Origin of the sequence: Clostridium sp. HBUAS56017, from assembly GCF_007115085.1 — a bacterium.
GTDB classification, from domain to species: domain Bacteria; phylum Bacillota; class Clostridia; order Clostridiales; family Clostridiaceae; genus Clostridium; species Clostridium cibarium.
This window is the reverse complement of the sequence record NZ_SULK01000009.1, coordinates 100,683-114,067: the sequence shown is the minus strand read 5'-3', so window position 1 is coordinate 114,067 and position 13,385 is coordinate 100,683. Positions and strand designations below refer to the sequence as shown.

Below are 13,385 nucleotides of genomic sequence, written 5' to 3'. Positions count from 1 at the left end.
TATGAAAAAAGATAGGATTTTTTGGGGGATAGGTTTTATATTGCTAGGGGTTTTCTTAGTTATAAATAGGCTAGGATACTTCCCAGATGTAAATGTATTTAGTTTATTGTTCACAGTTTTTTTAGTATTAGTTATAATAAAAAGTTTGCTAAGACTTAATTTTCCAGGTGTTTTATTCCCTTTGGCATTTATTTGTATAATGTATGATAATGAATTAGGGATTACCGGTATTACTCCTTGGACTGTGCTTATAGCAGCATTGTTTGGTAGTATAGGGCTATCAATGATTTTTAATAGACATCATAAATGGATTCATACAAAATATAATTCTGAAGATTATAAGTTTGAAAAGATTGATGTAGAAGATGATAGCCATGTTAGATGCAAAAGTTCCTTTGGGGATAGCATAAAATATATAAATTCAGATAATTTTGAGCAAGCTGATTTAGAGTGTTCTTTTGGAGCTTTGAAGGTGTATTTTGATAATGCAACTATGGCTAATGGGAAGGCTGTAGTTAATATTAATGCTTCTTTTTCAGGAATAGAATTATTTGTACCAAGATCTTGGAATATAGATGATAGAACTCATGTGTTTTTAGGTGGTATTAGTGAAAAAAATAAAAATGACAGGCAAACAGAAAATACTTTAACATTAGTTGGTGATATTTCCTTTGCAGGCGTAGAAATAATTTATATCTAATTTATTATGATTAAAGAGAAGCCTATATCTTATTTTGTGTAACGATTTAAGATATAGGCTTTATTTTTGTATAATTTACAAAATACTAAAATATTTATTTTAAGTCGTAAATTAAATATTCTAATATTTAAGATATGACTTATTGTATTTAAGATATATTTTATTTTGAAAGGATATATCTTTGGTAGAATAATAAAGAAGAAATTAGAAAATGGGGGTATAAAAATGAAAAAACTAAGAAAATCTTGTAGGTGGGTTGCAGCGTTTATTTCAATAATTTTAATTCTTGTTAACTGTAATACTAATACTTGGGCATTGGATTCTTCTATGGTGAATGATACAAATTCATTTAAGAAAGTAGTTGAATTTGAATCTGCCAAGCATTTTTCCTTAGGTAGAGGTAATGCTATAAGAAAAGATCTTTTTAATGGTTATTCTGGAAATGGATTTGTATATCTTGTATCAGGGTGGGCAGATGTTAATTTTACGGTTCCTAGTGATGGAAATTATAAAATAACTATAGTTACTAATTCAGACCAATATAAGGAGAATTGGCTTTATTTAGATAAGGATTCAGCTGGTAAGCTTTGTACTAATGCAGGTAGTTGGACTAAAACTACTAATGAATATACTCTTTCAAAGGGACAGCATAAATTTGGAGTATCCAGTGATTGGGGATATGTAGCTCTAGATTATGTATTAATCGAGAAAGTTGATGATGCAATGCAACCTACAGATCCTGTATCAAAAGGTGGGTTTAATGTAAAAGGCAATAAGCTATACGATGGAAAAGGAAATGAATTTGTAATGAGAGGTGTGAACATTGCACATGCATGGTATACTTCAGAGACAAAAACATCTATTGATGCTGTAGCAAGACTTGGAGCAAATACTGTAAGGGTAGTGTTAGCTGATGGAACACAATGGAATAAAACTACTGCTGAAGAAGTTAATAATATTATTTCTTGGTGCAGAGAAAAAGGATTAGTTTGTATCCTTGAAGTACATGATCATACAGGCTTTGACGATCCTCAAAGATTATATACAGCAGTTAATTATTGGATAGGCTTAAAGGATGTTTTAAATGCCAATAAAGATTATGTTATTGTAAATGTCGCTAATGAATGGCTTGGAACATGGAATAAAGGTGATGTTTGGACAAATACTTACTGCACAGCAATTAAAAAGATGAGAAGTGCAGGAATTGAAAATGCAATAATGGTTGACGCAGCAGGATATGGTCAAGAAACTTCTTCTCTTATATCAAACTGTACAGCAGTAAAAAATGCAGATGTGACTGGCAATATTATGTTCTCAATTCATATGTATTCAGTAGCAGGTGCCAATTCAACTGTAGTAAAGAGCAATATAGACAGAATGCTTGAAAAAGGCGTTTGTACAGTTATTGGTGAATTTGGTGATTACCAAAATGGTGGAGATGTAGATGAGGCAACAATAGTAAATTATAGTGATGAAAAGAAAGTTGGAACAGTAGCTTGGTCATGGAAAGGGAATGGAGGACAAGATGTAACTCTTGATTTATCAAATGACTGGGAAGGAAACAACTTAACTAGTTGGGGCAAATATGTATTCTTTAGTGAACATGGAATTCAAAAGACATCAAAATTAGCATATTAAAATTAAAAACATAATTATCTAATAGGATATGGCAGGTTTTCTTGAAAATCTAGCCATATCCTTTATAGATTATGCTATTACTAGTACTTGTCCAACATAAATGACGTCAGGATCAGGAATATTATTGATTCTAGCAAGTTCTTGATAGGTTGTGCCAAACATTTCAGCAATTTCACTAAGGGTATCTCCATCACGCACAATATAGGTTCCATTAAAATAAATTAATAGAACTTGGCCATCATAAATAAGATCAGGATTAGGAATATTATTAATTGCAGCTAACTCCTGATAGGTTGTACCAAAACTATAGGCAATCTCGCTAAGAGTGTCACCTTCCTTTACAGTATAATAGAATTTAGTAGTGCAAGAATAACCTGTATATTCATTTATATTATCAAAGTTAGTTAAGAATGGTTCTCCAGGTTGTTTCTCTATATGACCAGAGCTGTAAGGATTACCAGCTAGTGTGATATATACCTTGTTTTTATTATAATATCTTCCTATAGCATTTGTTATTGAAAGTAAGCTTAATAACTCATAGCTAGATCCAGCATTTAAGTCGCTAACAAAGTTAGCTGAAAAATCTACATGAACCATATCATCAGTTGCATTATAGTAAAGATAATTGATAGTTGTATTAGGGCCTATGCAAGGAGCAAAGCAGTTAGGTGGATTTTTAAATTCATTTTGAAATTTTACCTTAGTTAAATCATTAGTGAAAAAATTAATATTTTTATCCACATACCAAGCATTAGTAGTATTATTATCAGGATAGAAAAACCTTATTGTTTGAGTTAAAGGAGTAGAGTTTCTAATTTCTTTTAATGAAGAAGAAACTAGAGAAGTATTATTAGAATAGAAGTTAGTTTTAATTAATCCAATTCCTTCTACATAATAATCTATAGTTTTGTTTTGTCCATTAATAGTAGTAATTTCTATAGCAGAAGGAATGTTTATATAAGGAGTTTGAATTGATATATTAATGTGAGTTATAGTCCTTATACCTCCATCAGGTAATGTCCAGGTATTGCCAACTGATATTGGATTTAATATAATATATTCATTTTTATTAGGAGTTTTATTTAAAAAGTTTTCACGGTAATAAGTCTCACCTTGTGAGAAAACTAATTTAACCCCTTCAGTGGTATATTCATATACTCTTACTATTTCAGTTCCACCATTGTTTGTTCTAAGTTGCTCTTTATTATTAGTAGTGTAATCAGTAAAGTTAGTAAAACTTGCAAATTCATTTCCAAGACCTTCGTAGATATATTCTGAGTTTGAAGTTATTGGGAAATAATCTTGAGCTAAAGACAATTAGATCACCTCATAATTTTTTTATTTTACTATAATAATATTGTGTAATATATTATATGATTGAAGAAGTGGAGTTGGCGCATTAAAATTTTATAAGTTTTTATTGACTGATACCTTAGGGAATAGATTAACATATAAAGTAGAGGTGAGTGTATGCTAATAAATGAAGTCTCAAAATTGACTGAATTAACAAAGAAAGCCATTTCTTATTATGAGAAAAAAGGGCTAATAAAACCTAAAAAGAGTAGTAATGGATATAGAGAATATTCAGATGATGATATAGCATTATTAAATGAAATTTCTCTATATAGAAAGCTAGATATATCAATTAAGGATATTAAGAAAATAGTTAACAGTAAAGATAAAGAGAAAGAAGTTAGTAAACTTATAAAAGAGAAACATGAGAAAGAGATAGAATTAAAGATACAAGAGAAATACTTGGAGAAAATAATAAGTGATAATTTTTCTATGAAATCTATAAAGGAATTAAATGAAGAAATTATAGAAGTTGAAAAAAATAATGGAAATTTTATAAGAAGAGAATTAGTTAGAGCATTTCCAAGTGGAATAGGAAAATACCTAGCATATCATTTTGCACCATACCTAAATGAGCCATTAGACACAGTAGAAAAATATAAAGCATGGGTGGAAATAGTTGAATTTTTAGATAATGTACCAGAAATAAAAATACCTAGAATTATTGAGTTTGGATATAAAGATATGAGTGATGAAATGTATAAGAGAATATCTGAGAGGACAAGAAATGAAATAAATAATATGCTAGAGGCTAAGGGTGAGGCTTTAGAAGAATATAAGAGAAAAATATTAGATAATATAGAAAAGCAAAATGATGAATCCCTAATAAAAATAATGAATCCAATTAATAATTTTAAAAAGTATCTTAATGAATTTTTTACGAGCAGTGGATATTATGACATTTTCATACCTAATATGAAGATAATAAGTTCAGAGTATAGAGAATATCATGAAAAACTTACAGAGTTAAATGAGCTTATGATGAAAGAGCTTGGTATTAAGTATGATGACAATATGAGGATAGTAAGAATTTAAAGATGTAGATTTTTAAATTAGTACCATATAATTAATGAAGCCAATGATTTGAAATCATTGGCTTAAAGTTATTTTTAAAGAAATGCTATTGATAAACATCTACAAGTAGGTATTTATCTTTATATTTTATCACATCAACAACGTTACCTTTCTTTAAAATCCAGTTGTTATCTGATATATCACCATAACCAGCAAGCCATGATTTACCTTCTTCTGTATACTGAATATCATAGGTAATATCAACGGTAAATTTATTACCGCTTTCTTTAATAAAGTAGGCATTAGTAATTCTATAGTCTGTAAATGTTGGTAATGGCTTTCTATTCAAGTTTTTATCTTTAACATTCTGCCAATCAGTTGACATTTTGTTTAGATGTTCTTCAAACAAGTTTTTAGCAATTTCTTCTTTTCTATCCTCACTAATATCTTCAACAGAGTATAGATCTCCTATTAAGTTTTCTTTATCAGAATCTGATAATTTATCTAGAGATATTTTAGATAAGCTTTTTTCGCTACCTTTATTGTAAATATATATAGCAAAAAATAAATTTAGTAAAATGCTTAAAATCAAAGCTAAGATAGTAATCTTCCTTTTATTCATATAAAACTCCTTTATATAATGTAAAACTTCATTTATCTATATATTAATTTACACGTTGAGTTCAAAATTCCTTTTTTATTTCTATTTTTTTCAAAAGAAGAGGATGTTTGGGTGGAGATCGAAATTCATTTAATAATCATTAAAACAATGGCTTTAATATGCTACTAAAGTACGTTTTAACAAAAATATTATGAAAATAAAATTTATTCTAAAAATTGAAAAGAATCAGTTTAGAAACTAAAGTATGTGAAAAAAATGTCGAAAATAAAAGTGTTAATAATTATTGAATTAGTTAGACTAGCATAAAAAAATAAACTTACAAAAATATAATCTTTTAGAAGGAGAAAGATATGAAGAAATTATTTAAAGGTATAAAGAGAAAAAATAGAGTCATAAGTTTAAAGCAAGAATTTTTAAGTGTATTTTTGCTAATAGGGATTATTCCATTAGCTATATTTACTTGCATATTTTTCATATTAATTAAGAATTCAATCTACACTAATCAAATAAATTCTATGAAGCAAATTTCTAGTATGGCAACTGAAAATATAGATAAATGGGGAGATAGTAATATATTATTAGTCGAAGAAATTTCTAGTTCACAAATAGTAGCTAGTAATAATTTGAAGGATATTCAAACAGAATTAAAATCTAAATTAGCACAGGATAGCAGCATAAAAAATATATTGTTTTCAGATAAAGAAGGTAATGTGCTTGTTGACGGATTAGGATCAAAAAACTTAAATATTAAAAAGGAACAATATTTTAGTGAAGTAATGAAAGGATATACATATATAAGTGATGTTTTAATTGAAAGCGATTCCGCAGATTCTTTTATTGTGTTTGCAGCGCCAGTGAAGAAAGATGGACAAGTAACGGGATGCATTATAAATCAAGTAAAAGCATCAAGTATGGATTCAATTATAGGCAATGTGTTTTTTGCAAAAAGTGGAACTGTATATACATTTAATAAAAAAGGAGATATTACATTCCATCCTGATAAAGAAAAAATAATGAAAGAAAACATTAATAATTATAATTCGAAAGAATTATCTAATTCAATTAAATATGCGTTAAATGGTAATATGAATAGCTCGAGTTTTAATGTAGAGGGACAAGAAGAGATTGGTGTTTATAACTATATTCCATCCTTAGGCTGGGGTTCAATTACTACAATACATACTAGTGAGCTATATGAAGGATTTACAGAAGTATTAAAGGTATCTATTCCACTTTTGGGAGTACTGATTTTAATCATTATAGCTATAGCTTGGAATCGTCAAAAGAGACTTGTAACTCCAATTGAAAAGTTAGCTAATTTAACTAAAAAAGTTGCAAATGGGGATTTAACAGTAACTTCAAATGTTTATGGTGCTAAAGAAATTATAGATATAGGTAATGACTTTAATGAAATGGTAAGTTCTTTAAAATCATTGACAAGTGACATATATGCTAAGAATGATTATTTGAAAAAAGCTTCAGATAATTTAAATAATATATCAACTTCAGTTGAAGAATCTAGTAAAGAAGTTTCAAGAGCTATGAATGAGATTGCAGGTGGCTCTGTGTCACAGGCAGAAAAAACTGGGGGAGTGCTAAGCAGTGTTATGGAGCTAGAAGACAAGATGGGTGAATTAAATGGTAAGATTATTCACATTAATAGCTGTTTGGATAATTCTAAAGTAGCTATATCTAACGGGGAAAATGGTGTAGATAATTTAAAACACAATACAGGTAATCAAAATTCATTAGTTCAAGATACTGTAAAAGAAGTAGAAGAATTAGAGAAATCAGTAGGAAATATAGATAATATTATAGAAGCTATTAGAAATGTATCAGATCAGACTAATTTATTGGCATTAAATGCGTCTATTGAAGCTGCAAAAGCAGGAGAAAGTGGACTAGGATTTGCAGTTGTAGCAGAAGAAATCGGAAAGCTAGCTAAAGAATCACATGATTCCACTGAACAAATTTCACTTATACTTAAGGACATAAGAAGTAAAGCAGATAATACTACAAAATTAATGAATTCCATGTCAGACAGTATGAAGTTACAGATATCAATAGTTGAAAAGACTGCAAGTATATTTTCTGAAATTGCTGTTGCAGATAATAATATCTCAGAAAATGTAGAATCCTTTAATAAATTAATCGAATATATAAATAAATTTGCAAGTGATTTATTAGGGGTTGTAGAAACTTTATCAAGTGTATCAGAGGAAAGTGCAGCTGTTACAGAAGAAGTTACTGCTTCGTCTGAAGATCAAATAGCTATGATAAAGAAGTTAAGAGAATCAAGTGAGGGAATAAACCAAATAGTAGATGAATTAGAAATTAATATAAAGAAATTTACTGTTTAATTTGAAAGAATCAATTATAGAAACAATAATAATATTTGGAGGATCAAATAATGAAAAAGAAATTATCAAGTGTGTTATTAGTAATATTTACTCTAATAATACTATCTGGATGTACTAACAAAGAAAAGAATACTGGAGTTGTACATATTTCTATATTGAATTCAAAACCAGAAATTCAAGTAGCATTAGAAGATGCAACAAAGGAATTTTCTAAAGAAAATCCTAATATAAAAATAAAGGTTGTTAAATACAATCGAAATGAAACATATTATAATAAATTAATGTCTATGTATTCATATGAAAATGCACCAACAATGACAATAGGGGATCCAACTCATATAAAAAATATTAAAAATAATCTTCTCGACTTATCATCGGAAGAGTGGGTAAAAGATGTTTCGGGGGGAATATCGAATATTGCAAAAAATGAGAGTGGTGAAGTTATAGGGTTTCCTTTTGCTACAGAGGGTGTAGGTTTTATATACAATAAAAAGGTAATAGAGGAAGCTGGGATTGATGTAAGTAGTATCAATACAATAAAATCTTTAGAAGAAGCATTTAAAAAGGTTGAAGCTATAGGTAAAAAAGGTGTGATAGTAACTAATGAAAAATGGTCATTAGGAGATCATTTTTTATCAACTGCTTATTCTGCTCAATCAAAAGATACTAATGATATTATTGAATATATTGAAAATGTTAAGAAAGGAACTCTAAATGTAAAAGATAATGCTAAATTAAATGGCCTTTTAGATACCTTTGATTTAATGAAAAAATATAATATATATAAGGATGAACCGCTTACTCCATCATATGATAAATGTGCAGAAGTACTAGGAAAAGGTGATGTTGGATTTTGGTATATGGGAAATTGGGCATCTAAGTCAATATTAGATAGCAGTAAGGACAATAAAGATTATGGGTTTATTCCTGTACCAATAAGTAATGATAGCTCTGAGTATGGAAATAATGAAATTACATTAGGAGTAACAAAATATATAGTTGTTGATAAAAGTAACAGTTCAAAAGAACAACAAGATGCTGCAAAAAAGTTTTTAAATTGGGTAGTTTACACAAAAGAGGGACAAGAATTCGTGGTTAATAAATCAGGCATTATTTCTGCCTTTGCTAATAATGAAATTAAGCAAGCAGATCCATTGGCTAATGATATAATGAAATATAAAGAAAAGGAAAAAGCAATGGAACTTATGAATAGTTACTTACCAGAAAATAACTCAGAAAATGTTGGAGTTGCACTAAGGAAATATTTATCAAGTGAGATTGATAGAAATCAACTTTTAAATATTATTCAAGAATACTGGGAAAATCAAAAATAAAGGGAATGTAGCTAGATTTTTTAAAACAAATCTAGCTACATTCCTTATTTTTAAAATCAATATTTAATTATTTTAATATTTTTGAACCCCAATTACCATACCATGCATATCCAAGTTGTCTTTCTACTTCGATTTGATTAACGTTATAGAATATCTGACTCTTACGATTTACAAATATAGGTTTGTTAGTTCCAATCTCGTAAAAACGAGCCCAGATAGGAGCTGCTTTAGGATCTTTTTGAAGCTTTAGACCAGTACTTGTCTTAGTCACTTTTGTTCCGGTAATTTTTACTGAATTAAACCAGCTTGTAGCAGCATTAATTGATGTAGCTATTTGTGGTGTACTTCTTCTGGTCTTTAAGAAGTTTACAATACCTACACTTTCAGAAGTAGAAAGAGAAGGAACTTCATAAGCTCTTGCAGATGCAGGCTGTAAAGTTTTTTCATCGTGTTGTTGTCCCCAAGCTGTTAGCTTTCCATTAACTTTAACTTGAGTTTTTAATATACAATCTACACCTTTGTTAACTGCGGCTTTACATCTATCAACTAAATTGTTGTCCACAAATGAAAAATCACCTTTTCTATTAGAAACATCATCTAAAAGAAACATTACATTAACCATTGCATCATCGTTGTATGTTATATGAGTGTGATAACCTGAGCTTTTATAAACTTGTGGCCATCCACCATTATCATATTGCATATTTAATAAGAAGTTAATTCCTTTTATTGCTGCATTAGAATAGGTACTATTTTTTGTCTTTTTATATTCAGCTGCTAATCTTCTTATTTCTGTGTAGGTAGCTTTGTTATCAATAGTCGATTTTCCCCATTCGCCACTTTTTTCATTATAATACTTTATCCAACCCCCATCTGGTTGTTGATTCTTTAAAATATCTGATATACTCGCTGTAGTACCAGTAGCATCTCCCTTTGCAAATGCTTTTTGAGAAGGTTGTAGCATGAATCCAGAAACAGCTAAAGCAACTGTACATGCTAATGTGAATGATATACGTTTTAATTTTGATTTTAACATAAGAACTCCCCCTTTAATTGTTAGTAATTTTTGAAGATTTCTTCAAAAATTAAATAATAAATTTAAACTTATTACAAAAATTATATTTTCTTAGATATGTAAAATCAACAATATTTCGTGAAATATAGCAAAATTATACTTAAAGTGCAAAATGATTTAACTAAAGAACAAAATGTTTATATATGGATTTGACAACTTTATTTAACTATATTACAATATGTTTCATATTAGAATAAAGGGGGAAGATTCAATGAAAAAGATAAAATTTAATAGCTTAGTTGTGATGTCATTAGTGTTTTTTACATTATTAACCAGTGGTGTGACTACACAAGCTAAATCATCAGTATTAGTAAACCAATCTTATGATGTTACATCAAAAAATTACAATTATACTGGACAAGCACTAAACCAAAGTTGGGGTTTAGGAAAGTATCAAACAGAATATGTAAGTAATAATAAACCTTATGATTGGTATATTGATCAAGGAAATACAGGAGCATATTCAGATAGTAATTGTGGACCATCTAGTACTACAATGGCATTAAAATGGGTTAATGGTAATTTTAACAGAACTGCTGAAGATGCAAGAAATACTTATAGAAGTAGTGGTGGTTGGTGGTATACAGATGATGTAACTAACTATCTTAATCTATATAACAGTAGATATAGTGTAAAAGATTTGGGAAAAACAATTCCTCAAGGAGAAGTGGTTTTAAAGGATCAACTAAAACAAGGAAACATAGCAATTCTTTGTATTGATACATCTTATCTACCATATAATTCGTTATCAGAGCGAAGAGTAGGCAAATTCTATAGTTATTCAGGGGGACATTTTATAGTTGTTAAAGGTTATAGAGTAGTTGATGGTAAAACTTACTTTGAAGTTTATGATCCAAATAACTGGAATGAACACTATCGAGATGGACAAGAAAAAGGAAAAGACAGATATTATTTATCTAAAGATTTAATGAATGCAGAAATTAATTGGTGGAATTATGCAATTGTAGTTCAACCTCAAAATTCAAGATTAAGTAGTTCTTTAAATATGGTTAGGTCTTTAAAAAGAGATCAAGTTGATATTACTAAGATAAAATCTGCATATGGAAGATAATTAAACATAGAAAATTATAAAAGACTTAAAGTTAATGAGCTTTAAGTCTTTTATTTTTTTAGGCAAAATGTATGATTATATTAACCGTAATCCATAAGATTTATATACTACAAAGTTTATATAAATTTATTTAGAAAAAAGAATTTCCTGCATTTCATAAGCCAAATCTAAGCCTGCACCACTTTCTCCATATTGAAGCCACAGCTGAAAAGAAGTTAATACATATGAGGCATAATGGAAACAAATATATTCATTTGAAACATTAAATTTACTTTTAAATTTCTTATGTTCTAAATAATTTAAACATTCTTCTATTAAAAGATTTTTTAAGTCAGCATATAAATCAATAGTTTCAGCATGTACACTTAGTAATGCTTGTATAGTAGTTTTCCTATTTCCTAAATAATCGATTATGCCAGAGCACACATCAATAAAATCATGAGAATTTATTATATTAAATCTATTTTTAATATAAGGTTTTAATTCATCAAAAGTTTCATGAACCATTTTATTAAGCAGGTCATATTTATCAAAGTAATGATCATAAAAGGTTGAGCGACCAATTAAAGCTCTATCACAAATGTTTTGAACTGTAATATCTTTAAAGCTTTTTTCTAATAAAAGATTAGAAAAAGCATTTTTTATATTTTCATGTGTTTTTAGTACTCTTAAGTCTACTTTTTTACTCATATTATCCTCCATAAAAAGGGGTATTTTTAAAATTACACCATTAATTTTACTACATATGTTTAATAGATTGAACCTAAAAAATATTTAATAAGAACTAATATATATAGAAAGCGTAAGTTATCATACACTTTCTATATATATTGTAGGATAACTTACAATATATGAATATATGATTCTTTAAATGATAATATTTATCAATTATACTAATAGCATAAACATATATATGTTATAAAAAATATGAAGGAGTGGTTTATTATGTTTAAAGAATTTGTGGAAAATAGACAATTCAATTTTCAAATCAATCGTTTTTTAGGAGGATTTTATACTGATCCTGAAATTAAGAAAGATATTGATTCTGTATTACCAATCCTAACAGATACAGATGCTTGGTATAAGTCTTGGAGAAAACTAGGAGAGCAAAGTGAAGAGAAGGGGCAATTTGAATTAGCAGCTGCCTACTACGAAGCAGGGAATTTTTATTTAAGACAAAATGATCCAAATAAAAAATATATGTATAACAAGTTTAAAGAAAACTTCTATAAGTCTTATAAGGAATTACCATTAGAACATTTCCAGGTTCCTTATGAAAATTCATTTTTATCAGCTGTAGGTGTAAAATTTGAAAACTCAACTAAAACATTACTTATACATGGTGGATATGATTCCTGTTTGGAAGAAATAATTCCATGTCTAGCTTATTTTAAAGGATTAGGGTATGATATTATCGCTTTTGAAGGCCCAGGTCAAGGAGGAGTATTAATGAATGGTTTAAAGTTCATTCATAACTGGGAAAAACCAGTATCTGCTATTTTGGATTATTTCAATCTAGAAGAAGCCAGCATATTAGGCTGTTCCTGGGGAGGCTATTTTTGCTTGAGAGCTGCTGCATTTGAGAAGAGGATTAAAGAAGTAATTTGTTATGATATTTTTTATTGTGGAATGGATGTTATTAGTATGTCAAATAAGGAAATGAGAGACAAATTAGAAAAACTACTGGATAATAATGAAAAAGATAAAATAAATGAATTAATGTCAGCAAAGATGAAAGGAGATATTGATTTTAATTGGAAAATATGCAAGGGGATGGACAATACTGGTACAGAAACCCCATATGATTTTCTAAAAGCTATTAGATTGCATACAATGGCAGGCATAGAGAAGTTTGTAGATCAAGACTTATTGTTATTAGCTGGTGAGGAAGATCAGTATGTTCCAATAGAAACATTGGCTTTATTAGAAAATAATTTGGTAAATGCAAAATCTATAACAAAGAAAGTTTTTACTAAAGAAACAGGAGGGGAACAGCATTGCCAAGCAGGAAGAATGGACCTAGCTTTTGATGAGATTAAGAAATTTCTAACAAGATAAAATTGATTTTATAGAGTATTATTTTTAAATAAATTATACAATTAAAAATATAATCTTAATACACTAACTATCGGATACAAAAAGTCGAAAAAAGATGAAAAAACTGTATCTTCATGCTATAATATAACTCGATTGTATATTTATTTTTTGGGAGGGAAA

Annotated in this window: 11 protein-coding genes; 7 read left to right on the top strand and 4 right to left on the bottom strand. The window is 28.5% G+C overall.

The window, feature by feature from the left end; genetic code table 11:
• Window position 1: 1 nt before the first annotated feature.
• Entirely contained in the window at window positions 2-700 is a 699-nt protein-coding gene (locus FAY47_RS09750; protein WP_143316520.1) for a hypothetical protein, read from the top strand.
• 225 nt (window positions 701-925) lie between these two features.
• The gene (locus FAY47_RS09745) at window positions 926-2,338 is read left to right on the top strand and encodes a cellulase family glycosylhydrolase (protein ID WP_143316519.1); all 1,413 of its coding nucleotides are present in this window, start codon (window positions 926-928) and stop codon (window positions 2,336-2,338) included.
• A 69-nt stretch (window positions 2,339-2,407) separates the two neighbouring features.
• Here FAY47_RS09745 and FAY47_RS20925 read toward each other — a convergent pair whose 3' ends face one another.
• Entirely contained in the window at window positions 2,408-3,655 is a 1,248-nt protein-coding gene (locus tag FAY47_RS20925) for a LysM domain-containing protein (RefSeq protein WP_243129585.1), read from the bottom strand.
• Between the two features lie 153 nt (window positions 3,656-3,808).
• Between FAY47_RS20925 and FAY47_RS09735 the strand changes: the two genes are divergently transcribed.
• Complete coding sequence (locus tag FAY47_RS09735) at window positions 3,809-4,726, top strand: MerR family transcriptional regulator (protein WP_143316518.1); 918 nt, start codon at window positions 3,809-3,811, stop codon at window positions 4,724-4,726.
• Between the two features lie 85 nt (window positions 4,727-4,811).
• Here FAY47_RS09735 and FAY47_RS09730 read toward each other — a convergent pair whose 3' ends face one another.
• Window positions 4,812-5,327: a hypothetical protein gene (locus FAY47_RS09730; protein ID WP_143316517.1), complete on the bottom strand. Its 516-nt coding sequence runs from the start codon at window positions 5,325-5,327 to the stop codon at window positions 4,812-4,814.
• 350 nt (window positions 5,328-5,677) lie between these two features.
• On the opposite strand from FAY47_RS09730, the gene FAY47_RS09725 reads away from it, so the two are divergent.
• Both FAY47_RS09725 and FAY47_RS09720 read left to right on the top strand, forming a co-directional pair.
• Complete coding sequence (locus FAY47_RS09725) at window positions 5,678-7,687, top strand: methyl-accepting chemotaxis protein (RefSeq protein WP_143316516.1); 2,010 nt, start codon at window positions 5,678-5,680, stop codon at window positions 7,685-7,687.
• A 50-nt stretch (window positions 7,688-7,737) separates the two neighbouring features.
• The gene (locus FAY47_RS09720; RefSeq protein WP_143316515.1) at window positions 7,738-9,021 is read left to right on the top strand and encodes an ABC transporter substrate-binding protein; all 1,284 of its coding nucleotides are present in this window, start codon (window positions 7,738-7,740) and stop codon (window positions 9,019-9,021) included.
• A gap of 67 nt (window positions 9,022-9,088) precedes the next feature.
• Here the strand turns inward: FAY47_RS09720 and pelA are convergent, their stop codons facing one another.
• Window positions 9,089-10,057: a pectate lyase gene (pelA, locus tag FAY47_RS09715; RefSeq protein ID WP_143316514.1), complete on the bottom strand. Its 969-nt coding sequence runs from the start codon at window positions 10,055-10,057 to the stop codon at window positions 9,089-9,091.
• Window positions 10,058-10,307: 250 nt separating this feature from the next.
• On the opposite strand from pelA, the gene FAY47_RS09710 reads away from it, so the two are divergent.
• Window positions 10,308-11,168, top strand: coding sequence for a C39 family peptidase (locus FAY47_RS09710; protein WP_143316513.1), 861 nt, complete (start codon window positions 10,308-10,310; stop codon window positions 11,166-11,168).
• 126 nt (window positions 11,169-11,294) lie between these two features.
• Here the strand turns inward: FAY47_RS09710 and FAY47_RS09705 are convergent, their stop codons facing one another.
• Window positions 11,295-11,858 carry a TetR family transcriptional regulator gene (locus tag FAY47_RS09705; protein WP_143316512.1) on the bottom strand — a complete coding sequence of 188 codons (564 nt, stop codon included), beginning with the start codon at window positions 11,856-11,858 and terminating at the stop codon, window positions 11,295-11,297.
• 255 nt (window positions 11,859-12,113) lie between these two features.
• On the opposite strand from FAY47_RS09705, the gene FAY47_RS09700 reads away from it, so the two are divergent.
• Window positions 12,114-13,226, top strand: a complete 1,113-nt coding sequence (locus tag FAY47_RS09700) for an alpha/beta fold hydrolase (protein ID WP_185966786.1) — start codon at window positions 12,114-12,116, stop codon at window positions 13,224-13,226.
• The last annotated feature ends 159 nt before the right edge of the window (window positions 13,227-13,385 follow it).

Excerpts from the sequence above, each read along its gene's own strand:
- FAY47_RS09750 (WP_143316520.1), top strand. The coding sequence starts at position 2 with ATGAAAAAAGATAGGATTTTTTGGGGGATAGGTTTTATATTGCTAGGG.
- FAY47_RS09745 (WP_143316519.1), top strand. The coding sequence starts at position 926 with ATGAAAAAACTAAGAAAATCTTGTAGGTGGGTTGCAGCGTTTATTTCA.
- FAY47_RS09735 (WP_143316518.1), top strand. The coding sequence starts at position 3,809 with ATGCTAATAAATGAAGTCTCAAAATTGACTGAATTAACAAAGAAAGCC.
- FAY47_RS09730 (WP_143316517.1), bottom strand. The coding sequence starts at position 5,327 with ATGAATAAAAGGAAGATTACTATCTTAGCTTTGATTTTAAGCATTTTA.
- FAY47_RS09725 (WP_143316516.1), top strand. The coding sequence starts at position 5,678 with ATGAAGAAATTATTTAAAGGTATAAAGAGAAAAAATAGAGTCATAAGT.
- FAY47_RS09720 (WP_143316515.1), top strand. The coding sequence starts at position 7,738 with ATGAAAAAGAAATTATCAAGTGTGTTATTAGTAATATTTACTCTAATA.
- pelA (WP_143316514.1), bottom strand. The coding sequence starts at position 10,057 with ATGTTAAAATCAAAATTAAAACGTATATCATTCACATTAGCATGTACA.
- FAY47_RS09710 (WP_143316513.1), top strand. The coding sequence starts at position 10,308 with ATGAAAAAGATAAAATTTAATAGCTTAGTTGTGATGTCATTAGTGTTT.
- FAY47_RS09705 (WP_143316512.1), bottom strand. The coding sequence starts at position 11,858 with ATGAGTAAAAAAGTAGACTTAAGAGTACTAAAAACACATGAAAATATA.
- FAY47_RS09700 (WP_185966786.1), top strand. The coding sequence starts at position 12,114 with ATGTTTAAAGAATTTGTGGAAAATAGACAATTCAATTTTCAAATCAAT.